Origin of the sequence: Paracraurococcus lichenis, from assembly GCF_030657435.1 — a bacterium.
Lineage (GTDB): Bacteria > Pseudomonadota > Alphaproteobacteria > Acetobacterales > Acetobacteraceae > Paracraurococcus > Paracraurococcus lichenis.
The window spans coordinates 1-20525 of record NZ_JAUTWS010000037.1; the positions used below are offsets into that span (position 1 = coordinate 1).

At 71.4% G+C, this 20525-nt stretch carries 19 protein-coding genes and 1 pseudogene; 3 read left to right on the top strand and 17 right to left on the bottom strand.

Features of this window, described 5'->3' with window-relative positions:
* Positions 1–463 (bottom strand): transposase (locus Q7A36_RS26450; protein WP_370655712.1); only part of this gene is annotated, 463 nt, incomplete at its 3' end.
* Between the two features lie 342 nt (positions 464–805).
* Here Q7A36_RS26450 and Q7A36_RS26455 point away from each other — a divergent pair.
* Positions 806–2317 carry an alpha/beta hydrolase domain-containing protein gene (locus Q7A36_RS26455; protein WP_305106768.1) on the top strand — a complete coding sequence of 504 codons (1512 nt, stop codon included), beginning with the start codon at positions 806–808 and terminating at the stop codon, positions 2315–2317.
* Between the two features lie 208 nt (positions 2318–2525).
* Here the strand turns inward: Q7A36_RS26455 and Q7A36_RS26460 are convergent, their stop codons facing one another.
* The 4 genes and pseudogenes from Q7A36_RS26460 to Q7A36_RS26480 form a co-directional block, all read right to left on the bottom strand.
* Positions 2526–3437, bottom strand: a complete 912-nt coding sequence (locus Q7A36_RS26460; protein ID WP_305106769.1) for an MBL fold metallo-hydrolase — start codon at positions 3435–3437, stop codon at positions 2526–2528.
* Between the two features lie 107 nt (positions 3438–3544).
* Positions 3545–4192 (bottom strand): annotated as a pseudogene (locus Q7A36_RS41655) (fasciclin domain-containing protein).
* A 76-nt stretch (positions 4193–4268) separates the two neighbouring features.
* Positions 4269–4484, bottom strand: a complete 216-nt coding sequence (locus Q7A36_RS26475; RefSeq protein WP_305106772.1) for a hypothetical protein — start codon at positions 4482–4484, stop codon at positions 4269–4271.
* 126 nt (positions 4485–4610) lie between these two features.
* Positions 4611–5567, bottom strand: coding sequence for a tetratricopeptide repeat protein (locus Q7A36_RS26480; protein ID WP_305106773.1), 957 nt, complete (start codon positions 5565–5567; stop codon positions 4611–4613).
* A gap of 107 nt (positions 5568–5674) precedes the next feature.
* Here Q7A36_RS26480 and Q7A36_RS26485 point away from each other — a divergent pair, with 107 nt between their 5' ends.
* Entirely contained in the window at positions 5675–5815 is a 141-nt protein-coding gene (locus tag Q7A36_RS26485) for a hypothetical protein (RefSeq protein ID WP_305106774.1), read from the top strand.
* A gap of 243 nt (positions 5816–6058) precedes the next feature.
* On the opposite strand, the gene Q7A36_RS26490 is transcribed toward Q7A36_RS26485, so the two are convergent.
* The 7 genes from Q7A36_RS26490 to xrtA all read right to left on the bottom strand — a co-directional run bounded on the left by Q7A36_RS26490 (position 6059) and on the right by xrtA (position 15826).
* A complete protein-coding gene (locus tag Q7A36_RS26490) occupies positions 6059–8134 on the bottom strand; it encodes a BTAD domain-containing putative transcriptional regulator (protein ID WP_305106775.1) in 2076 nt (691 codons plus the stop codon).
* An 84-nt stretch (positions 8135–8218) separates the two neighbouring features.
* The gene (locus tag Q7A36_RS26495) at positions 8219–9544 is read right to left on the bottom strand and encodes a DUF1329 domain-containing protein (protein WP_305106776.1); all 1326 of its coding nucleotides are present in this window, start codon (positions 9542–9544) and stop codon (positions 8219–8221) included.
* Positions 9544–11298 carry a DUF1302 domain-containing protein gene (locus Q7A36_RS26500; RefSeq protein ID WP_305106777.1) on the bottom strand — a complete coding sequence of 585 codons (1755 nt, stop codon included), beginning with the start codon at positions 11296–11298 and terminating at the stop codon, positions 9544–9546. The genes Q7A36_RS26495 and Q7A36_RS26500 overlap by 1 nt, the downstream gene beginning before the upstream one ends.
* Before the next feature lie 124 nt (positions 11299–11422).
* Complete coding sequence (locus Q7A36_RS26505; protein ID WP_305106778.1) at positions 11423–12250, bottom strand: 3-hydroxybutyrate dehydrogenase; 828 nt, start codon at positions 12248–12250, stop codon at positions 11423–11425.
* A 36-nt stretch (positions 12251–12286) separates the two neighbouring features.
* A complete protein-coding gene (locus tag Q7A36_RS26510) occupies positions 12287–13366 on the bottom strand; it encodes a hypothetical protein (protein ID WP_305106779.1) in 1080 nt (359 codons plus the stop codon).
* Positions 13363–13710 carry a hypothetical protein gene (locus Q7A36_RS26515; RefSeq protein ID WP_305106780.1) on the bottom strand — a complete coding sequence of 116 codons (348 nt, stop codon included), beginning with the start codon at positions 13708–13710 and terminating at the stop codon, positions 13363–13365. Before Q7A36_RS26515 ends, Q7A36_RS26510 begins: the two co-directional genes overlap by 4 nt.
* Positions 13711–14320: 610 nt before the next feature.
* Positions 14321–15826: an exosortase A gene (xrtA, locus tag Q7A36_RS26520; protein WP_305106781.1), complete on the bottom strand. Its 1506-nt coding sequence runs from the start codon at positions 15824–15826 to the stop codon at positions 14321–14323.
* A 192-nt stretch (positions 15827–16018) separates the two neighbouring features.
* On the opposite strand from xrtA, the gene Q7A36_RS26525 reads away from it, so the two are divergent.
* Positions 16019–16291, top strand: a complete 273-nt coding sequence (locus tag Q7A36_RS26525; protein ID WP_305106782.1) for a hypothetical protein — start codon at positions 16019–16021, stop codon at positions 16289–16291.
* A gap of 154 nt (positions 16292–16445) precedes the next feature.
* On the opposite strand, the gene Q7A36_RS26530 is transcribed toward Q7A36_RS26525, so the two are convergent.
* The 5 genes from Q7A36_RS26530 to Q7A36_RS26550 form a co-directional block, all read right to left on the bottom strand.
* A complete protein-coding gene (locus tag Q7A36_RS26530) occupies positions 16446–17123 on the bottom strand; it encodes an NnrU family protein (protein ID WP_305106783.1) in 678 nt (225 codons plus the stop codon).
* Positions 17124–17231: 108 nt separating this feature from the next.
* A complete protein-coding gene (locus Q7A36_RS26535) occupies positions 17232–17699 on the bottom strand; it encodes a 23S rRNA (pseudouridine(1915)-N(3))-methyltransferase RlmH (RefSeq protein ID WP_305106784.1) in 468 nt (155 codons plus the stop codon).
* Position 17700: 1 nt separating this feature from the next.
* Positions 17701–18480 carry a ribosome silencing factor gene (rsfS, locus tag Q7A36_RS26540; RefSeq protein ID WP_305106785.1) on the bottom strand — a complete coding sequence of 260 codons (780 nt, stop codon included), beginning with the start codon at positions 18478–18480 and terminating at the stop codon, positions 17701–17703.
* Positions 18481–18560: 80 nt separating this feature from the next.
* Positions 18561–19178: a nicotinate-nucleotide adenylyltransferase gene (locus Q7A36_RS26545; protein ID WP_305106786.1), complete on the bottom strand. Its 618-nt coding sequence runs from the start codon at positions 19176–19178 to the stop codon at positions 18561–18563.
* A 29-nt stretch (positions 19179–19207) separates the two neighbouring features.
* The gene (locus tag Q7A36_RS26550; protein WP_305106787.1) at positions 19208–20473 is read right to left on the bottom strand and encodes a glutamate-5-semialdehyde dehydrogenase; all 1266 of its coding nucleotides are present in this window, start codon (positions 20471–20473) and stop codon (positions 19208–19210) included.
* Between the last annotated feature and the right edge of the window lie 52 nt (positions 20474–20525).

Here is a 20525-nt window from a genome sequence, read left to right on the forward strand (position 1 = left end):
CCTTCACCTTGCGCCAGGCATGGCTGACCACGTCCTTTCCCAGCGCACGCAGGAACAGCGCCGCCAGGGCCCGCTGCACCCGGCGCGTGTTGGTCCCGGCCAGGTAGGCACCCGCGATCAGCGCCTCGAGCTGGCGCGTCCGCCGGGCGTGACGCAGCAGCTCGGCGCTGCGCCATTCCTCGCTGCCGCCATCCTCCGTCAGCAAGCGCGCCCGCCGCACCGCGAACTCCACCGTACCAAATGAGCCGGTCAGGTGCCGCGTCCGGTGCCCATTCCGATGCCCCGCAGGCGTGCCGGCCCGCTCGTACCGTCCGCGCCCCAGCGCGGCCTCATGCTCCTGCTCCACCAGCTCCTCGATCAGACCGCGGGTCCGGTCGCGGATCCCTGCTTCGATCGGGTCGAACCAGGCGTCCCCGGCAAACAGCACCTGTTCAACAGCCGTCTTGCTGCTGCCCTTGTCCATGGCGTGGTCTCCACGCGCGCGCCAATGCCGGTCTTGGCTCGTTCAATAAGCCGGAGACTACGCCACCCAGATTTCCCACCACACCCGCGACGGCACCATCCAGGTCCGCGTGCATACCGTGAAGGCAGCGCTACGAAAATCGATAAGGAAGTCTGCTGGCCGTACAGCTCATTCATGTCAGCCGATGCGCCTGACTGGTGGGTGCCGTGCCGGCGCCGCACTGCACACTTTTCTGCTGCCTTCTGTACGTCACGGTCGACAATACTGCCTGCCTGAGCGGAACTGCCGGCTGCTTTCGCGTTCCTTGCTCGGCCGGGAAGACAAAGTGGCGGAGGGAACGTCATGAATTGCGACCAAAGCAGCGCCGAGCGGCCAGCTCGGCGTGGTGAGGTACTGCGTGATGGCGGCACGGTCGGACAATGGCTCGGCCGATGGGTGACCCGAGGTGGGCTCGTCCTCGGTCTCACCATGCTCGCCAGTCTCCCACTCGGGGCAGAGCCGGTGCCGGTTCCGTCGGTGACAGGCCCGGTCCCAACGAGCGCACCGCCGGGCGATGCCTCGCACGATTACCCCTTCTTCGCCACGAACCTCGACCTTTCGAAATACGGCTATGTCGAAGAGGAATTCTTCATTGAGGGCACGGCGACGCGCTATGACCTGGGCGCGCCGGACTTCGCCGGCAAGACAGCGCTGCCGACGGCGTCGGTGCTGGATGGTGGGCACCCCTACAAGACGCGAATGGTCGTCCGGCGTCCGACCGACGCGAGGCGCTTCAACGGCACCGTGGTGCTCGAGTGGTACAACGTGACGAACCTGTACGATGTCGAGATCGACTGGCTCCAGTCGCATGAATTCCTGATGCGGAACGGCTATGCCTGGGTCGGCGTCTCGGCGCAGAACGCCGGCATTGCCACACCCGGAACCGGCCTCAAGGACTGGAGCCCGCGCCGGTACGGCACGCTCGACGTCACGGCCGGTGGCACGGTCAGCGGGGATGCCTTGTCCTACGACATCTTCTCGCAGGCGGCGCAGGCGGTCAGATCCTCGGGCCGGGGTCAAGGCGTCCAGGTCATGGGCGACCTGCGCGTTCGCAGCATCATCGGCAGCGGCGACAGCCAGTCTGCAGGCTATCTGGGCGTCTATGTGAATGCGGTGCACCCGTTGGCGCATGCGATCGACGCGCTGCTGTTGCATTCCGGCGGTCAGGTCACGCGCGAGGACGTCGACATCCCCGTCTTCAAGCTGCTGACCGAGACCGACGTCACGAGCCTCAATCTCGGCGCCAATCTGCAGCCGGACACCGATCGCATCCGCACCTGGACCGTGGCAGGGGCGTCGCATTCGGATGTGCAATTGCTGGCCTATCGTGGCTCGCTCCAGACCCGCGATCTCGGCACCGTGCCCGCGGTCGGCGACGCGGCGGGATGTACCCTGCCGCCGCGAAGCATCATTCCCGCCTACAAGGTGCAGGACACCATTTACCGCGACCTGCGCCGGTGGCTGCGCGGTGGTGTCGAGCCGCCGCAGGCGCCACCGCTGGATGTCGTGACGCTTGGCCCGCCCGTGCAACTCGCCCGGGATGAGCAGGGGAATGCACTTGGCGGCATCCGGCTTGCGGAGCATGCGGTGCCGACAGCCCTGAATACCGGGGTCAACAGTGGCCAGGGCTTCTGCAATCTCTGGGGCGCATCGGTCCCCTTCGACGCCGCGACGCTGCAAGGCCTGTACGCGAGCCATGACGACTACGTGGAACGCGTGGCCAAGGTGACGCTCGACAACCTGGGCGCGGGATACCTGCTGCTGCTCGATGCGAAGGACACCTTGCAGGCTGCAGAAGCCGCGTCCGTTCCATAAGGGACCTCTCGTGGTGGTCGGCCACACAAGCCCCAGGCCGACCACAGCCCCGGTGTCGCCCAGGGTCCTTTCCCGGCACGGCGCCAGGCACCTACCGCTCCGCCCGTGGATGAGGAATGCTCGCGGTGACATCGCCCGGCACTCAGTCGCACGGGTCGGCGGTATGGACGCATCGAGCCAGACCCGTGCAACGGAGTGGTGCTTGGGATCAATAGCCCCAATGCGCCGGTACCCAACGATAAGCGTCGCCGTCGGCCAAGGCCCGGCAGACGGACGGGAATGGCAGGTGCGCGCCCATCAGCGGTTCGCCGGTCGCCGCCAGCGCGCGCAGGAGACGGACCCGGACCCGGACCGCCTCCTTCGGGTCGTGCTCGAAACCGTCGTGCCAGCCGGGCTGGTCGAAGCTGTGCGGGAGCAGGGCATCGCCGACGAAGGTCAGTCGGTCCCTCCCGGATACCAGGCGCACCACGCTGTGGCCTGGGGTATGGCCGCCGGTGCGGGTGACGACCACGCCCGGCGCCACCTCGGACTCCGCCTCGAAGGTCCGCAGCCTGCCGCCGTATGCGGCCAGGAAATGCCTGGCGGTCGAGCGGTTCTTGTCCGCCACCGGCCCCGGCATGGCCGTGCGGGAGAAGTCCGGCGCCTCCCAGAACTCCGCCTCGGCCGCCGCCGCGTGGACCCGCAGGTCCGGACGCAGCCGTTCCTGCATCCCGTCGGCGAGCAGCCCGCCGATGTGGTCGAAATGCATGTGGGTGATGATCACGTCGGTGACGGAGGCGAGCGCGATGCCCGCGGCTTCCAGCCGATGGGCCCAGTGGCCGGTCCGTGCGACGCCCGGGTATTCCTTCCCAAGCCCAGAATCGATGAGGATGGTGCGGTCGCCGCGACGCAGGACGACCTGGTTCAGCGACCAGTCGACCAGATCGGGCAGGATCCGGTCGTGCAGCCAGGCCGACCGGGCGGCCAGGTCGGCGTTGCTGGCCATCGTCTCGGCCGGGATCTGCATGACGCCGTCGCTGACAGCGATCACGTTGATCTCGCCGACGCGCAGCGCGTAGCGCGACGGAACCAGCTCGTCGGGTCCCGGCGCATCCGGGCGTGAGGTATTGTCCAGGCGCATGTTCGTCTCCTGCTGACCGCCGCCTCGCACGCCGCGGCGGCGACGCCGTCTCCGGCCCTGCCCGTGGTCGATCGGGTTGGGATGGAATGGGACGGGTCGCCCCGTGGTCAGGGCATGAGCACCCGGTCGACGACCTGGACCGCGCCGCTGCTGCAGGGGATGTCGGCCCGCCGCACCCGCGCCGGCTCGATGCGGCGCATGTCGCCCGCGCCCCAGCCGCCGGCGCTGAGCGTCTAACGACCGTCCTCGTCGCGGCGGACGATCAGCTCGTTGCTGTTCCTTGTCCGGAATATGGTCTGCTCGCGGTCCTGCGCCCCGCTGGCCGGGTGACGGCCATCGGCGATCTGCGCGTCGAGGACCGCGGGCGCGCGCACGGGGTCGATATCGTCCATCGCGGCGGAGCCGAAGAGGTCGTCGTGGATGTTGATCGGGACCCGGCCGCCCGCGTCGTTGGTCGGCGCGAGCACCGTGAACGGCCCGACCTGGCGCAGCAGGTCCGCCTGGCCGGTCCTCTGCAGCGCGCCGACGAAGCCGCTGAGCTGCGGGTCCTGCGCCATCACGGCCATGCAGTCCTGCGCCCGCGCGGCGGTCGCGCCGCCGATGCAGGCGGCCGCGGCGAGAATGTCTCTTTGCGTCATCACGGTTCTCCTCTTCGGTCCTCGATGGCCGCTCGCGTCATCGAGGACCGAGGATGACCGGGACCCAGCCGATGGTCCTCGCCGCGGTCCTGGCTCCGCCTTGGCATCGCCTTGCATCTTCGTCCAAGGGGACGGCGTGCCGCTATCCGACCTGTCGCCATCCGTGAGGCCGAACCCGGTCGCGGATACGGGGCTAGGGCCCCGCGAGCCCGAGTTCCTCGCGGCACGCGGCGCCGAAGGCGCAGAGCGGGTCCAGCTCCCCTTCCCGGGTGAAGCCGGAGAACAGCCGCAGCGCCTTGTTGGGCGCGAAGTAGGCCGCGCCGATGCGGTCCATGATCCGCTCCGCCTCGGCCAGCGTGCGCGGCCTGCCGAAGAGCCGGATGGTGCTGACGAGCGCATAGAGCTTCACGAGCTTGGCCGGGTCGCCGAGTTCGTGCTCGAAGGCATCGGCGAAGAGCGTGGACGCCTTGCGGATGAACTCGCCATAGAGCGCCTCGCGGCGCGCACGGTTCTGGACGCGCTGCGCCGCCCGCGCCTACGAGGACTGCGCCAGCCATGTCGTGGCCAGCGACGCGAGCGCCCCGATGCCGACCGCCATCAGGAAGTCCGGATGTTCCCTGACCGCCCTCTCGGCCCAGGACGAGGCCTCGTCGAAGCGCTCCGCCAGCAGGTGCGCCATCGCCGTGCCGGCCTGCTTGCGGTGCATCTCGGAATCAAGCGGGCTGAGGCGCATGGCGCGGTCGAACCGCTCGATCGCCGCGTCGGGCTCGCCGCGCCAGAGGCGCAGGAAGCCGCCGATGAACCACGCGGGCGCATGGTTCGGGTCCAGCACCAGCGCCCTGTCGACCCAGGCGATGGCGCCATCCAGGTCGCCGGGGAAATGCGCGAGCGCATGGGCTCCCCGCGTCAAGGCCACCGCATCGTGGTCCTTGCCGAGTTTTACGGCGCGGCGCGCCAGCCGGGCCCCGCGGGCGAGTTCCTGCCCGCGGTCGGCAGTCCAGGCATTGACCTTGCGCCAGAACAGGCACCACGCGGCCATCCCGTAGGCCGCCGCGTAGTCCGGATCGAGCCGCATCGCCGCGTCGAAGACCGGCAGCGTCGCCTCGATGCCCTCCCTGGTCCCCTGGTGGACCCTGGCCGTGCCGCGCAGGTGGTAGTCGTAGGCGTCGAGGCTGCCTGTCGGCTTGCGCCTGGAGCGCTCGATCTCGGCCCGCTCCAGTTGCGGCGCGATCGCGCCGACGACGCTCGCGGCCATCTGGTCCTGCAGCGTGAAAACGTCATCGAGCGCGCCTTCGAAGCGGTCCGCCCAGAGATGGCCGCCGGTGGTCGCGTCGACGAGCTGCCCGGTGATGCGGATCCGGTCCGCCGAGCGGCGCACGCTGCCCTCGAGCGCGTAGCGGATAACCAGCTCGCGGCCGACCTGGCGCATGTCCACCGGGCGGCCCTTGTACACGAAGCTCGAGTTGCGCGCGCTGACGAAGAGACAGCGCATGCGCCCGTCGCCGCCCTGCGGCGGGAGGGGATCCGTGCCGAAGGCCCGACCGGCGCCGATGTGCTCCCCGCGCCCGACGTGCCTCCACCCTCTCCATCGGAGCAAGGGTGCTCTTTTCCAGCCTTGGCCATGTCAGCGCCTTCATTGCCGGCCGGGGCATCGCCGATCCCGGTGCGGTCACGTCTACCTTGGCATTGCTGAACGGCGAGGCCGAGGGTCACGATCCATCGGTGGGACGGGTGCCCTGACATCGGCGGCAGCCGGGATCGGTGCGGCCTCGCCACCGGTGAGACGCCCATGCGGATCCAAGTTATCGACGCTGTCCGTTTGCCGGCGTGGCTCCCCATTCAACCGTGCGCCGTTTGGCTCTCCTCTTGCTGCCGGCCGCAGGACAATTCCCGGCGGCGTGGAATGTACCGGCGGAAGAATGCAAACATTCGAACGGTGTGCCGCCATCTGTCAGGCACCTGGAACCTGACATTGCCCGCAGCTTACCCCAACATCGTCTTCAGAACGCGATGCAGCCCGCGATAGCCTTCGCGCACAGGCCCGGCAAAGCGGCGGCCGTAGAAGAAGCGGGCGGTCCAGTAGAACCTGCCCGTGGAGAAGCCCGGCATCAACGCCAGTACCTCCAGCGCGGCCTCGCGCGCCTCCGCTTGTCGCCCCTGCAGGCCGAGCGAGCAGGTCAGGCACACCCAGGCCCAGGCATTGGCGCGATGCAGGGCCAGTGCCTGCCGCGCCGCCTCCTCCATCGCCTCGTACTCGCCCATCTTCCAGTGGCACCAGGCGGCGTGCAGCAGCCAGAAGGCGCTGCGTGGGTCACGCGGGCTCAGGCGCATTGCCTGGTCGATGAGGGTCAGTGCGGCATGTGGGTCGTCGCCCGCCATCCTTCGCACATTGCCCAGCAAGGCCAGTGCATTGGCATCATTCGGATCACGCCGCAGCGCGCCTTCCAGGAGCGCTGCGGCGCGATCGATATCGCCGGTGCTGTACAGCGCGGCTTCCGAACAGGCAGAGAGCACAAAGGGATTGTCCGGTGCCAGCGCCAGGGCACGTGCCATGGCCTTCCGTGCCTGCCAGCGTCGCCGCATGCCACCCCCGGCGCTGCCGAATTCCGAGACCGCGCGCCAGGTATGCACCAGCGAGAGCATGGCATGCGCCATGGCATAGTCCGGCTGGACGGCCAGCGCCTGGCGCAGCGCCTGCTCGCTGGCATCGAACACGGCCGGCACCGCCTCCGACCGCGCCAGCGCCGACTGCGCCCGCAGCAGCCAGGTCCAGGCATCGGGATTGGGCGGTGGCTCGCGCAGGGTGCGTTGCACTTCGCTCAGCAATAGCCGCGGCTGGAGCCGGGCAGCGATCTCGCCGACCAGCCGGTCCCGCATTTCGAAAGGCTCGTCCACGGGCGCGCCCACGCTGTCGGCCCAGATGTGCAGGCCGCTGCGGCCGTCGATCAGCCGGACATTGCTCCGCGCCCGCGCCCCGGCGCGCTCCACGCTGCCCTCCAGCAGGTAGCGGACGCCGAGTTGCAGGGCGATCAGCCGCGCATCCATGGCGGCGCCGCGATAGGCCATGGCGGAATGGCGGGAGGTGACGAAGAAGCCGGGCATGCGCGCCAGTGCGTTGGTCGTCTCCTCGGTGATCCCGTCGGCGAATGGGTCCGCCAGCAGCCCGGCATCGCTGGTCAGATCGGAGAAGGGCAGGACAGCGATGGAAGGGCGGTCCTCCACGATCGGCAATTCCCGCGGTTCGGGGGCCTGAGGCGTCGCTGGCCCTTCGCGCAAAACGCGGATCCAATTGCCGCCGTCAGCGCCGGGGCCATGGGTTACGGCGAACATGGACACCGTGCTGCGGGACAGCTCGGCCTCGGCCAACTCCATCAGGGAGCGGGTTTCCCGCGAAGGCTCGCGGTCCATCTGCCGGAAGCGTCCCAGGCAGGCCTGGAAGGTGGCCTGCGCTCGCCCGAGGTCGCCGCGACCGGCATGCGCGCGGATGAGATAACGGACCGCTTCCTCGCAGAGCGGGTCCAGTTCCAATAGCCGGCGTGCAATCGCTTCCGAAGCCTCGGCCCCGCGCAGCACCCGAAGCAATGTGCCGAGGGCAAGCTCGTGCAGCCGCAGCCGCTGGGCCGCGACCCAGGCGGGGAAGGGCCCGGGATCCGTGAGCGGGAAGCCCTCGAGCAACGGCCCGCGATAAAGGCTTGCTGCCTCGCTCGCCCGGGCCGGATCGGCCGCCGCCGCCTCGAAGCGGTGCACGTCGAGGTCGATCGCCGGTCCGCCCAGCCGCGGCGTCTGCATCGGCGGGTCGGCGCTCGGCAAGGCGAGCGGCGCGCCGAAGGCCTTGCGCAGCCGCAGCAACTCCTGCCGCAGGCTGCCATTCGCCTGCTCCGCTCCGCGATCGTGCCACAGCAGCGCGGCGAGCCGCGGCCTGGTGCTCACCGCCTCGTCCGGCAGGGCGAGGCAGGCGAGCAGCGCGACCGAGCGCCGGCCAGGCGGCGCTATCGGCGTACCGTCGGCCCGCCGCGCCTCGAAAGGGCCGAGCATGCGGATCTGGATCGCCTCGCTCACCGCTCACCTCATGCGATGCCGGATCGCCTGCAGTCTCGCCCCGGCGCGTGGGCAAGGCCCGTCAATACGATGTCAAATCCAGACTCACCGGGTGACCAGGGACCTGAAGGCGGGTGGCGTGAAATCGGCCGGCGTCAGGGCCGGGCCGGTGTCGATCGGCGGCTCCTCGTTCGGCATGCCGAAGACGCCGTAGCGGCCGGTCGGAAGGTCGTGCACCACGTCCACCGAGGCATAGAAGGAGAGCGGCCGGTCGTACTGCACCGGATGCGCCTCGGAAACGCGCTGCAGCGCGCCGCGGGCATCGTAGTGCTCGATCAGCAGCGCCTGCCAGCTATCCTCGTCGAGGTAGAAGACCCGGCGGGGAAAGCGGTGGCGCTGGCCGGGCCGCAGGCGTGCCTCCACGACCCAGACCCGGTGCAACTCGTAGCGCGCCAGCGCCGGGTTCAGCGCGCCGGGCTGCAGCACCTCGGCATAGCGGCGCCGGGGGCTGGTCAGGGCGAAGCTGTTGTAGGGAACGATCGTCTCCCGCTTGCCGAGCAGCGTCCAGGCATACCTCTCCGGGCTGCCGGCGAATATGTCGGCATTGTCCACCGTGCGCAGACCATCGAAGAGCCGGTTGGGCACGTCGAAGGCGGTGTCGGCGGAGAAGGCAACGCGGCGGTCGCCGGGAACGTAGAACCAGTAGCGCGTACCCTCCTGCCCGAAATCCAGGGGCTGATGGCTCAGCAGGGCGAGGCGGCCGTATTCGGCCGGGGCCAGGGTGACATAGACCAGCAACTGGCTGGCAGGCCCGACCGTCTCGGGCGCCGCATCCGGCGCGTTGTAGGGATAGAGCGTGCGGTCGAGCGTGCGGCCCAGCGTGTAGCTGCCATTGGCGAGCGGCGCGGCGAAGGCGACGGTGCGCTGCAGCGCCTGGAAGCGCCAGCGCAGCATGTGGTTCCAGATCGCCTCCAGCCCGTTGGCGGGCCGCGGGAAGGGAATGCCGATGGCGGCGCCGGCGACGCCATTGCCTCCGGACACCAGGCGGGCACGGCCGGGATTGGCCTCGGTGGCGCGGAGCACGAAGCCAGGCACCGCGGCGCTGCGGCGGCTGGGCAGCAGGCGGATGCGGAAGCCGGGCCTGGCGCGCAGCAGCGCCGCATGGCCGGGCGCGAGGCGCGGGTCGTCCGCCTCTGCGGCGCCCAGCACCTGCACCACCGGATCGGTGGCATAGGGGTCCTCGCCATCGGGCGGCAGTGCGGTCAGGCCGCCGGCCCAGCGCGGGATGGTCCCGGCGGCATTGCCCGCCAGGTCCGCCCCCAGCGGGGTCAGCCCAGCGCGCTGGGCAAGGGCGGGCAAGGCAAGGGGGGCAGCCATGGCGGCGCCGAGGCCAGCCAGTGCGGTGCGGCGGGACCGGCCTGCGATTGGCATCAGAAGCTGGTCCGGAGCAGCGCGGTGACGTAGTCGCGGTCGCGCAGCAGGTTGGCGTCCCCGCCGCCGAAGAAGCGCGTGTACTCCACGCCGGCCGCCCAGCGGCTGAGGAAGCCGGCCGTGACGCCGATGGTCATCGCCTTGCGGTCGCGCACATAGGTGGCGAGCGGCGCCGGCGTCACGCCGCCGAGGTCATGCGCCAGGGCGAGGTAGGGGGAGAGCGACACGGGCCCGACGGCATTGAAGTAATCCGCCTGCAGGATCAAACGGTAGCCGCCCGACAGACGGCTCGCGAAGCCCTTGGTGCTGGTATAGGGCTGTGCGCCGATGGCGGTGAAGAGCGGGTCGCCGCTGGTATAGACCCCCGGTCCGGCGAAGCGCAGCGCGGCGCGCCCCGGCAGATCGGGCACGGCGGTCAGGCCGCCCTCCAGGGTGCCCTGCACCTGGTCGGCGCCGAGCGCCGCGGGAATGGTGCGGTTCAGGCCGGCGATCAGCGTGCCGACATCCTGACGGCGGTAGCCCGTGACCTCCTGCCCGAAGCCGTAGCGGCCGAGCTGCCCGGTGCCGAGCGCCGGCAGTACCGGGCTGAGCGCGGCGAGCCCCATCTCGTTGGGGTCGAGCTGCAACGGCTGGCCGATGCGCCAGGAGGCTTCCGCCCGCAGGGTGAGGTCGAGCGGCAGCGGGGTCGAGACCGAGAGCCCGATGAGCTGGATGTCGGAGGGGTAGTCGAGGAAATAGCGGGAGGAGGCGGCATAGAGCGCCTGCGCGAGCTGCGGCGGACCGAGGGCTGCGCCCGCCGGCAGCGCGCCGGTGCGGAAGGAGACCACCGGCAGCCGGCTGTTCAGTTGGAGGTAGTACATGCCGAGCTCGGTGCTGCCGAGTTCGCCCGGCGACCAGCGGAGGGCGAAGCCGAACTGCCCGCCGTCGCGCGGGCCGCGATCCGCGCCGCGCGGGACGAAGCTGCCGGGCAGGTAAGGCGGCAGATCGCTGGCCGGTGGCAGGTAGCCGAGGAAGAGCCGTCGGCCACCGGCGCCGATGGTATCCGCCGTGCTGAAATAGCTGCCCGATGGGTTCAGCAGCACGGTCTCGCTGGCGACCTGTACGAAGCCCTCCAGCGCGAGGCCGGGTGCGAGGCGCGCGGTCGCATTCACCATCGGCACCGGCAGCAGCCCCTCCCGCAGGGTGGCGTTGGGGCTGACCAGGCGCGGCAGGTCGTAGGCAGCGATGGCGGAGATGCCGTTCGGGATGTAGGCGGCCTCGCCCCAGTTCAGCGCAATGGCGCCGGCACGAAGCTCGATGGGACGGTCTGCCAGATCGAAGCGGCCATAGGCATAGGCGTTCAGCAGGCGCCCGCCGCGGCCGATGATGTCGAGCGCGCCGTTCGAGAGCGGGGTGCGGTCCGTGGCGCCCCGGCTGGCGTTCAGCGCGTCGAAATAGAGCGTCCCGGCGGCCAGGATGCCGAAGCCGTCGCGCTGGACCTCGAGTTCCGAGGTGGCGCGCAGCAGGGCGGAGACGGTGCCGCGTCGACGGTAGTTCAAGTCGCCATCGTCGCCGTTCAGCGATGGTACGCGGCCGCCATTGGCGATGCCGATCAGGCCGGCGTCCGGCCGTTCCACGCGGAAGACGCTGGCGGCCAGAAGGGTCGTGTCGAGGCGGATGCGGCCTTCCTGGACCTCCCACTCGGCGCCTCCTGCCGGCCCGGCCGCCAGCATGATGAGCAGGGCGCCCGCCCCCCCGACACGTCGCAGACCCACGCGTCCCGCCTCCCGGCACCTCTCATGCACAGCGGCAACGTTGCCGGCGGCGCTTGCGGCATGCAATCAGACACTTGCATTCCCTCACGGAATGTTGCATTGGCGACTCTGCGGGAAGCGAGGCTCAGCGCGCGGTCCAGCCGCCGTCCATGGCCAGCGCCGCGCCGGTGATACCGGCCGCCTCCTCGCTGCAGAGAAAGGCGACCAGCCCCGCTACCTCCTCGATCCCGGCGAAGCGGCGGTTGGGCTGCTGCGCCAGCAGCACGTCACGGATCACCACGTCCTCCGCCACGCCGTGCGCGCGCGCCTGCGCCGCCACCTGCCGCTCGACCAGCGGCGTGCGGACATAGCCAGGGCAGACCGCGTTGCAGGTCACGCCGGCCTCCGCCGCCTCCAGCGCCACCACGCGGGTGAGGCCCAGCAGGCCGTGCTTGGCCGCGACATAGGCCGACTTGAAGGGGCTGCCGACCAGGGCATGGGCCGAGGCGATGTTGACGATGCGCCCCCAGCCGCGCGCGGTCATGCCGGGCAGCACGGCCCGCGTCGCCAGGAAGGCGGCGGTCAGGTTGGTGGCGATGATGTCGTCCCAGCGTTCGATCGGGAACTCGCCGACCGGGGCGACATGCTGCACGCCGGCATTGTTCACCAGGATGTCGATGCGGCCGAAGATCTCCAGCGCCATGTTCGTCATCCGCTGCGATGCCTGCGGGTGGCCGACATCGGCGGCGAGGTAGTGCACCGGCGCGGCCGCCAGCGCCTCCAATGCCTGGCAGAGATCGGCCATCTCCGCTGCGGGCCGCCGGCCATTGAGCATGAGGCCGGCGCCGCGCGCCGCGAGTGCCCGGGCGATGCCGAGGCCGATACCGCCCGAGGATCCGGTGATCAGGGCCACCCGGCCCTGCAGCGTCCTCTCCATCGGCAGTCGTGGGCAAGTGCCGTCCTGTCCTGGCATCGCCGGGATCCTCCCTGAGGCTGCAGATGCTGTGGGCTACTCGGCTGGGTGCGGTCGTGCCGGGGAAGCGGGCAATCCGGCCCGGGCCTGGAAGACCTGCCGTCGGGCCGCGACGGCCTCCGCCATCGCCTGCCGCCGGAGCCCGGCGATGCTCGGCCGCGGCTCCTCGGGTCTCGCCGCGGGCGGCAGGGCCGGGGTGAGCAGCCGCTTCATGACGACCGGCAGCAGGTAGATCGGGAAAACACTCATGGCGAAATAGACTTCCACCATCGCCGGCATGCCCGTCCCGACCGCCGCCCAGGCCAGGCCGATGTTGCGGTTGCCGCTGACCAGCCCGACAGTCAGGGCGGTGCGGCGGCCGAAGGGCAGGAACAGCAGCAGGCCGAGAAGCTGGAAGCCGGCATTCACCGCGAAGGCGATGCCGAGGTTGAGCAACACGGCGGTGGGCTCGGACGCGAAGTAGGCGGGCATGCCGCGCATGGCACCGATCGCGAAGACCACCAGGGCCACGACGGCGATCCCCGTCATCGCCAGCGGGTTGCCCGCGACCAGGCGCGGGGCGGCGCGGCGCAGGCCCCAGCTTGCCAGGGCGCCGCCGCCGACCAGCAGCAGCAACCGCAAGCCCATCGCCCCTGCGTCGATGTGCAGGGCATAGCCGGCCAACCAGTTCGCCAGCAGCGGCATGCTGAGTGGCGCGACGGCGGTTGCGGCGACCGAGGCAAGCAGGGCGACCGGCGCGCTCAGCCCGAGCATGGCGGCGAGCGCAGCCGCGCTGCCGACCGGCGGCGCCAGCGTACAAAGCAGCAGTCCTTCGGCCAGAGCCGGGCCCGGCTGTGTCACCCAGATCCCGGCCCAGGCCGCCAGGGGGACACCGAGGCTCGTCCAGCCGAGGATCAGCAGGTTGCGCCAGCCCTGCCGCAACCCCGCCTCGGCACGGAAGGCTTCGGGCTCGACCTTGAGAAAGGCGCCAAGCGTGAAGCAGAATACCGCCGCGTCCATCAGCGGCCTCGCCGCCATCGCCAGGCCGGGGAGGGCAAGGCCGAGCAGCACGCCCGCGCAAAGCAGCAGGGGGCCGTGCCGTCCGGCGATGGCCAGGAGGCCCGCCGCGCGCATCATGGCAGCGCCGCGGCGCGCAGGGGGGCGGGAGAAGCGGCGTCTCGGCCCAGTCCCAGGTGAGGCCCCGCGCAAGCGCCGGAGCTGGCGAGGAGGCGTTCGAATTCGGCCCTGCCAACCTGGCCCGCCAGTCGGAGGCGGCGCAGGTACTCGTGGAATATGGCCACGGGCACGAGATCCTCGATGCCTTCAACCGAGCAGTCGCAGCTCTCGCCGGCCGCGACCGGTAGGCAGAAGGCGATGGGAACCTCATTCGGCCCCGCGGCCGATCCCGGGACGGGGGCAGACAGGATCAGGACGAAGAGCCAGGCGCCGAAGCTGGCGCGGCTGACTGATGCAGGCGTCATGGGACCGCTCCTCAGCAGAGGTGGGCGGCAGCATTTCCTGCCCGGCCGGATCAGCGGCGTGAATCCGGCGTCAATTGTCGTTTTTAAGTTGTATCGAAGCCCCGGCTGCTTCGCCATGCTGGGCGCGCGACCGGGGGGCGTCGGTGGCGTCCGAGTGGGCGCTGGAACATCCGGCTTCGGCCGTGATGTCGGGCTGGGGCGGCCGTCGGACCTGACGGCTGGGGTGGAGTTGCGAGGCTCTCACCCCTGACCGGCCGAGGACCCGATGACAGGCTGTCACTGGTAAACCTGCTGGCGAAAGCCGGGGATAGCGACTTTCCATGCAGCGTCGCGGATGCAGTCCCGCTCGTACCGTCCGCGCCCCGGCGTAGCCTCGAGCTCCTGCTCCGCCGGCTCCTCGATCAGGCCGCGGATCCGGCCCCGGATCCCTGCCGTTCGGCGCCGTGCGCCGAACCGGGCCGAATCAGGCCTCCCCGGCGGACAGCGCCTGCTCAACAGCCGTCTTGCCGCTACCCTCGTCCATGGCGTGGGCTCCACCGGCCCGCCAAACTGGCCAAAGCCGAACTAAGCTGACACAGCTCAATAGATCAGACGCCGGCGCAGCAAACCTTCAGTCCTGCATCATGGAGCTTCCGTTCGCCGATAGCGCCGCCGCGCGCGTCGCGACCGCCGTTCCATCGGCCAGCAGCAGCGATTCCAAAAGTTGGCGCTGGCGTGGGCTGTCCAGCAGGGTCGGCTGCTCCGGCCGCACCGTGAGGACAACCAGCACCGGCGCGCCCTGCCCGCCGCCCAAGCTGTTCCAGGCCTGCTCGGCACGGCTCCGCAGCCCACCCGCGGCCGGACGCCCGTTCAGCCAAGTGGCGACTGCGACCGTCGTCCCGGCCTCGCGCGACTGCCGCGCCTGCCAGATGCTGCCTGGGACCCGCACGGTGAAGAGGATGTCGGTGTCCTCGGTACCGACCAGCCGGCTGCGCTCGGCCGAGACGGCGCTCCAGGTCATCCGCGCGGGGAAAGCGACGATCTGCGCGGTCACTATGAGGCCGTCGCAATGCAGGTCCTCCGCCGGGCCCGGCTCGCAGCCCGCCGGCATGGCGAGCGGCAGCGCGGTGCGATGCGGGGTGCGGGCACCGGATTGCTGCAGCACCAGCCCGGCCGTCGGGCCCGCTGCGGCCAACCCAACCACAAGCGCCGCCGCGCCGGCCAGCGCCATCGGGCGGGGCGGGACGAGTCCGATCGGCAACGGACGGGGCGTTTCGGGGGCGCCGTCCTGCCGGAAGGGCAGGCCGGCCAGGATCAGCAGCAGCAGGACAATCGAGAAGAAGATCCAGCCATAGAGGATGTGGTCAGCCGCTGCCGCCTCGGCGCTGCCGAAGTATTGGCCGAGCAGGACGATGCCCAGGGCACGCAAGCCGTTGGCGATGATCGGTACCGCCAATGCCAGCGCCATCACTACCAGCCGCCGCCCCGGGCTGCGGAACATGACAAAGGCATAGAGCGCGCCGAAGGCCAGAGTGGCGATCAGGAAGCGCAGGCCGGCGCAGGCCTCGGCAACGAGGAAATTGCCGGCCGGTGTCTCGATCACCAAGGAATCGATATAGTGCGGCACGCCGGTGAATTGCAGGCCGATACCGACCAGCGAGGCGGTGATGCCCTGCAGCGTGGGCACGGCGAAGGTGCCGAAGGGCACCAGGAAGACCAGATAGAGCAGCGCCGTCGCCATGGCGCGGCAGATGCGCCACCCGAGCACGGCCAGCATCAGGATCCAGACCATGCCGAGGGCAGCGAATTGCCGCCCCTCCATGATCCCGAGGCGGTCAGCCGCAAGCCAGGCAAGTCCGGCCGGCAGGGCGAGCAGCGCCGCCTGGGGCATCGGTTGCAGAATGAGGCCGATCAGCCGGTCGCGCCGGGTCCAGGCCAGCCAGCCGGCGATCGGCAGCACCAGCCAGCAATGATTGTAGGTGGCGGAGGCATCCCAGACCCGAACCGCCGCCACGATCTCGCCCGCGAACAGCACGCCGAGGGCAGCGAGGCCCAGGCCGAGCAACAGCAATGCGGCCGGCCAGGACGCGGCAGGGCGGGCCGCGACCGGGGCGTCGAGGGTGGAGGAGTCGCTCACCGGCTGCCTGTCCCGTCCTGACAGGAGGCAGTCGGGCCAGGCGTGACGTGGTGCGGGGCACGCGCGAACCGCATACTGTGTTTCCCGTCTCGGTAGCGAGCGGTCTGGTGCCGGATACTGGCCATAAACGCAAGAAAGTAAGAGGGGCGATAGCTATGGCCAGGTGGCGCTTGGCCTGATTTGCTGGGACGCTTGGTCCCACCCGCCGATCCTGATGCGCTGTCGCCGGCCGAGCCGAAGGCTCTGGACATCGCGCCGCTGGGCAAGATGGCGGAGCTTGAGCGGACCGTGGCGGTGCAGCGCGAGCAGATCGCCCGCCTCAAGGAGCAGAAGGCCCGGCGATCAAGCCGAGCGGCATGGAGCAGGAGACTGAGCCGAAGCCGTCGCGCGCCGGTAAGAGCCGCCGCCACCCGCGGCAAGGTGGTGCCGCGGGTGGCGGCCAGCCGCACCGCAAGCCCTTGGTGAATGAGAACGGTTGGGATGCCGTCCGAGGCGGCCACCAAGCAATGGAAGTGCTCGGTTGTCTCCAACATTGTCGGTGAGGGCAGGGCAGGACCAGCATACCACGGGACGGCTTGTCTTCGCGGATCGTCCTGGAGCCTCCCCGCGGCGATCAGCGCTACCCGGGAATGATCACTGGCACGCCGAAGAGGGCGGGGTGGAGATGCAGCAGCGCCGCCCAGGCGACGGCGCCCACCACCGACGGCAGCCAGCCGATCTCGCCGGGGACCAGTCGGTTCCGCCCCGCCAGGATGGCGCCGAAGGGGAGGATGGAGGTCGCCCGGGCAAGCCTTGCCCAGGCCTGCGGCGCGCGCTTCGCCAGCTTGGCGTCAATCGAGGGCATGCCGGCGAGCGCCGTCACGAGGAAGGCGCCGAAGAATACGAGGCTGGCGCTGTCGCCATTGCCGATCACATGCACCAGGGCCCAGAGCGCGAAGGACCACAGCATGGGGTGCCGCGTCACGCGCTGGATGCCATGCGGCTCCGCGCCCAGCAACGCGTCCCCGCCCACCGCCGTCGGGTTCTTCCGCAGCGAGGCGACGAAGAGCACGAAGGCCGGCAGCATGACGAAGGCGAGCACCCAGCGCAGCCAGGCCGGCGCGAACCAGAGCGGCTTGGTCTCCGCCCCCCTCCAGGCGGCAACGAGCAGGACAATCGCCAGGAAGGAGAGCAGCGAGAAGCCGATGCGGAAGCCATTCTCGCCGATGCGCGCCACGACGGCGCCGCGCAGCGCCGTGCCGGCGATGCCGACATGCACCCCCACCCAGAGCAGCGCGGCGAGCAGAAGCCAGAGCATGGTGCGGTCCCCGGATAGTCCCGGCCCGACTGTCCGATGGTCCGCGCGGGCCTGTCCAGCGCGACAGTCACGCGGGCGCATTGGACAGCGAGGGCGGGCGATGCCGCGTCACCCCGGCCGCCAGGACCGGTGATAGGGATGCCCCGTCCGGATCGCCTGCACCCGGTACCACTGCTCCGCCAGCAGGCCGCGCACCAGGAAATGCGGCCAGGTCAACGGGCCGAGCGAGAGACGGTGCTCCGCCCGCGCCAGCACCGAGGGATCCAGCCCCTCCGCCCCGCCGATGGCGAAGGCCAGCGGCTTCGCCGTCGCCTCCCAACGCTCGGCCAGCCCGGCCAGGGCCTCGCTGGTCGGGGCGCCGCCGCCGAGGTCCAGCGCTACCAGCAACGCACCCTCCGGCAGGGCGGCGAGCAGCGCCGCCCCCTCCCGCCGCCGCACCTCGGCGGCGCTGCCGCGCGCCTCTGGCAGTTCCGTCACCGCGAAGGGCGGGCGGAGGCGGGCATTGTAGTGCTCAAAGAGCGCCAGTTCCGGTCCCGGCTTCAGCCGGCCGATCGCCAGGATCCGCGGCGCCTTCACCTCAGCGGTCGGGCGCCGGGCTCTCCGGGCCCCACATGCGCTCGAGCGCGTAGGTCACCCGCGCCTCCGGCCGGAAGAGGTGGATCACCAGGTCGCCGGCATCGATCAGCACCCAGTCCGGCGAGGCCTGGATGTCGCTCCGCCTCAGGTGCTTCCCGGCCTTCTCCAGCGCCTCCTCCACATGCACCGCCATGGCCTGGAGCTGCCGCTCCACCTGGCCCGTCGCGATGATCATGCGGTCGGTGAAGTCGGCCCGGCCGGTGACGTCGAGCACCACGATCTCCTCGGCCTTGTCGTCCTCGAGGCTCTGCCGTGCGGCGGCGACCAGCGCCTCCAGCCGATCGGGCGCGACCTTCTTGCGCGGGCGCTGCGGCGCCGCGGCGCTGGGGCCGGCGGCGCTGCGCGTCTTCTTCTCGGCGGCCGGGGTCGCCGGCTTCGGCCTGGCAGGGGCCTTGGCGGGCGCGGGCTTGCGCGGCGCCGTCGCCGCCTTGGGCGCCGCGGCCTTCCGCGCGGCCGCCGTGCCGGGCTTCGCCGCTGTCGTGCGGGTGCGCGCCGCGGCAGGCTTGGCCGTAGCCTTGCCCGGTCCCGCGGCCGGCGTCACCGCCCGCTTCGGCGTCGCCTTGGCGGTGGCGCGCTTCGGGGCCGCCGTCCGGGCGCCGGTCGCGGCGCCGCGGCGCTTCGGTGTCTCCTCGCCCCCGGTGGGGGCCTTCGGGCTCCGCGCGATGTGCGCCTCCTGTCCCAGTCCTGGCCGTGTCCGGCCGCCCCCGTGGCGGGCCGGCATTCCTCTCCGAACGCCGCTCCGCCGCGGGCCGTTGATGGCGGAGCGGTTCTCCGCCGCCGCGCGGGGTTCGGCAAGCCGCTCTATACCAGAGCGCCGCCCCGCGCCGCACGGATCGCCGTGGCGCTCGCGGGGTGTTCGCGCGCCGGCACCAGCGTCCAGGGGGCATGCGCCGGCGCCGGACCCCGCAGCAGCGCGCCGGGCCGCCGCCGGTGCCGCGCCAGGGCCCGCGCCGCCGGGCCGTGCAGTGCGCGCTGCGTCTCCCCCGGCCGCGGCAGCACCGCGATGGGCGTGGTCCGCGCGATCCGCCGCCAGTGCTTCCAGCGCGGCAATTGCGCCAGGATGTCCGCCCCCACCACCAGCACGAAGCGGGCGCGGCGGAAGCGGCGGCGCAGCCGCGCCAGCGTATCCACGGTGTAGCGGGTGCCGAGCCGCGCCTCGACATCCGCCGCGATCACGCGCCTGCCATCGGCGATGCGGCGGGCGCTCGCCAGCCGCTCGGCGAAGGGCGCCATGCCGCGGCGCGGCTTCAGCGGATTGCCCGGCGAGACCAGCAGCCAGACCTCGTCCAGGCCCAGCCGGCGCAGCGCCCGCTCCGCCACGTGCCGGTGGCCGGCATGCGCCGGGTTGAAGCTGCCGCCGAGCAGCCCGATCCGGGCGCGGCGGCCATCGCCCCAGGGGCCGGGCGGCGTGCGCCCCACCCGGCCGGCCCCTCTGCCGCCTGGCGTGCTCAGGGGCGGATCTGCCCCGTCCCGAGGACGTGGTAGCGATAGGTGCAGAGCTGCTCCAGCCCGACCGGGCCGCGGGCATGCATCCGGCCCGTGGCGATGCCGATCTCGGCGCCGAAGCCGAACTCCCCGCCGTCGCAGAACTGCGTCGACGCATTCCAGATGCCGACCGCGGAGGCGAGGCCGTCGAGGAATTGCCGCGCCGCCTCGGCATCCTCGGTCACGATCGCCTCGGTATGCTCCGAGCCGTGCCGGCGGATGTGCTCGAGCGTCGACTCGACGCCGTCCACCACGGCGACCGAGAGCACCGCGTCCAGCCATTCCGTCGAGAAATCCTGCTCGCTGGCCGCCGGCAGCGCCGGGCAGATGGCGCGGGCGCGGTCGTCGGCGCGGAAGCCGCAGCCGAGCGCCGCGAGGTCCTTGACCAGCAGCGGCAGCAGCGCCGGCGCGATGGCGGCATCGATCAGCAGCGTCTCGGTCGCGCCGCAGATGCCGGTGCGGCGCATCTTGGCGTTCGCCAGGATCTCCCGCGCCATGGCGAAATCGGCGCCGGCATGGATGTAGGTGTGGCAGAGCCCCTCGGCATGGGCGAGGACGGGGACCCGCGCCTCCTCCATCACCCGCGTCACCAGGCCCTTGCCGCCCCGCGGGATAATGAGGTCGATCAGGCCCGCGGCGCGCAGCATGGCGCCGACGAAGGCGCGGTCGGCGGTCGGCGCGACCTGCACCGCGGCCTCCGGCAGGCCGGCGGCGCGCATGCCCTCGGCCAGGCAGGCATGGATCGCCGCGGCGCTCCAGGTGCTCTCGCTGCCGCCGCGCAGGATCACGGCATTGCCGGATTTGAGGCAGAGCGCGGCGGCATCGGCGGTCACGTTCGGCCGGCTCTCGTAGATCATGCCGATGACGCCGATCGGCTGGGCGACGCGGCGGATGCAGAGCCCGTTGGGCCGGGTCCATTCGGCGAGGAGGCGGCCCACCGGATCGGGCAGCTCCGCCACTTCCTCCAGCCCCTTCGCCATCGCCTCGATGCGCTGGGGCGTCAGGGTGAGGCGGTCGCGATAGGCATCGGAGAGGTCGGGGGCGCCGGCCAGGTCGGCCTGGTTCGCCGCCAGGATCTCCGCGCTGCGGGCCCGCAGCGCCGCCGCGGCCGCGCTGAGGGCCGCGTCCTTCGCCGGTCGCGGCGCCCGGGCGAGCTCGGCGGCGGCGGCGCGGGCGGCGCGGGCGGCGGCTTCGAACTGTCGGGTGATCTCGTCGGCGATGGCGTTCATGGCTGGGCTCCCAGGGGCCAGCCATAGCCCGGATCGGCGGCCGCGTCCAAAG

What these genes read in the sequence shown, in the direction of transcription:
- Q7A36_RS26530 (WP_305106783.1), bottom strand. Translation starts at nt 17,123, where the DNA reads ATGCTCTGGCTTCTGCTCGCCGCGCTGCTCTGGGTGGGGGTGCATGTC.
- Q7A36_RS26505 (WP_305106778.1), bottom strand. Translation starts at nt 12,250, where the DNA reads ATGCCAGGACAGGACGGCACTTGCCCACGACTGCCGATGGAGAGGACG.
- Q7A36_RS26480 (WP_305106773.1), bottom strand. Translation starts at nt 5,567, where the DNA reads ATGCGCTGTCTCTTCGTCAGCGCGCGCAACTCGAGCTTCGTGTACAAG.
- Q7A36_RS26510 (WP_305106779.1), bottom strand. Translation starts at nt 13,366, where the DNA reads ATGATGCGCGCGGCGGGCCTCCTGGCCATCGCCGGACGGCACGGCCCC.
- Q7A36_RS26460 (WP_305106769.1), bottom strand. Translation starts at nt 3,437, where the DNA reads ATGCGCCTGGACAATACCTCACGCCCGGATGCGCCGGGACCCGACGAG.
- Q7A36_RS26455 (WP_305106768.1), top strand. Translation starts at nt 806, where the DNA reads ATGAATTGCGACCAAAGCAGCGCCGAGCGGCCAGCTCGGCGTGGTGAG.
- rsfS (WP_305106785.1), bottom strand. Translation starts at nt 18,480, where the DNA reads ATGCCGGCCCGCCACGGGGGCGGCCGGACACGGCCAGGACTGGGACAG.
- Q7A36_RS26550 (WP_305106787.1), bottom strand. Translation starts at nt 20,473, where the DNA reads ATGAACGCCATCGCCGACGAGATCACCCGACAGTTCGAAGCCGCCGCC.
- Q7A36_RS26495 (WP_305106776.1), bottom strand. Translation starts at nt 9,544, where the DNA reads ATGCCAATCGCAGGCCGGTCCCGCCGCACCGCACTGGCTGGCCTCGGC.
- Q7A36_RS26515 (WP_305106780.1), bottom strand. Translation starts at nt 13,710, where the DNA reads ATGACGCCTGCATCAGTCAGCCGCGCCAGCTTCGGCGCCTGGCTCTTC.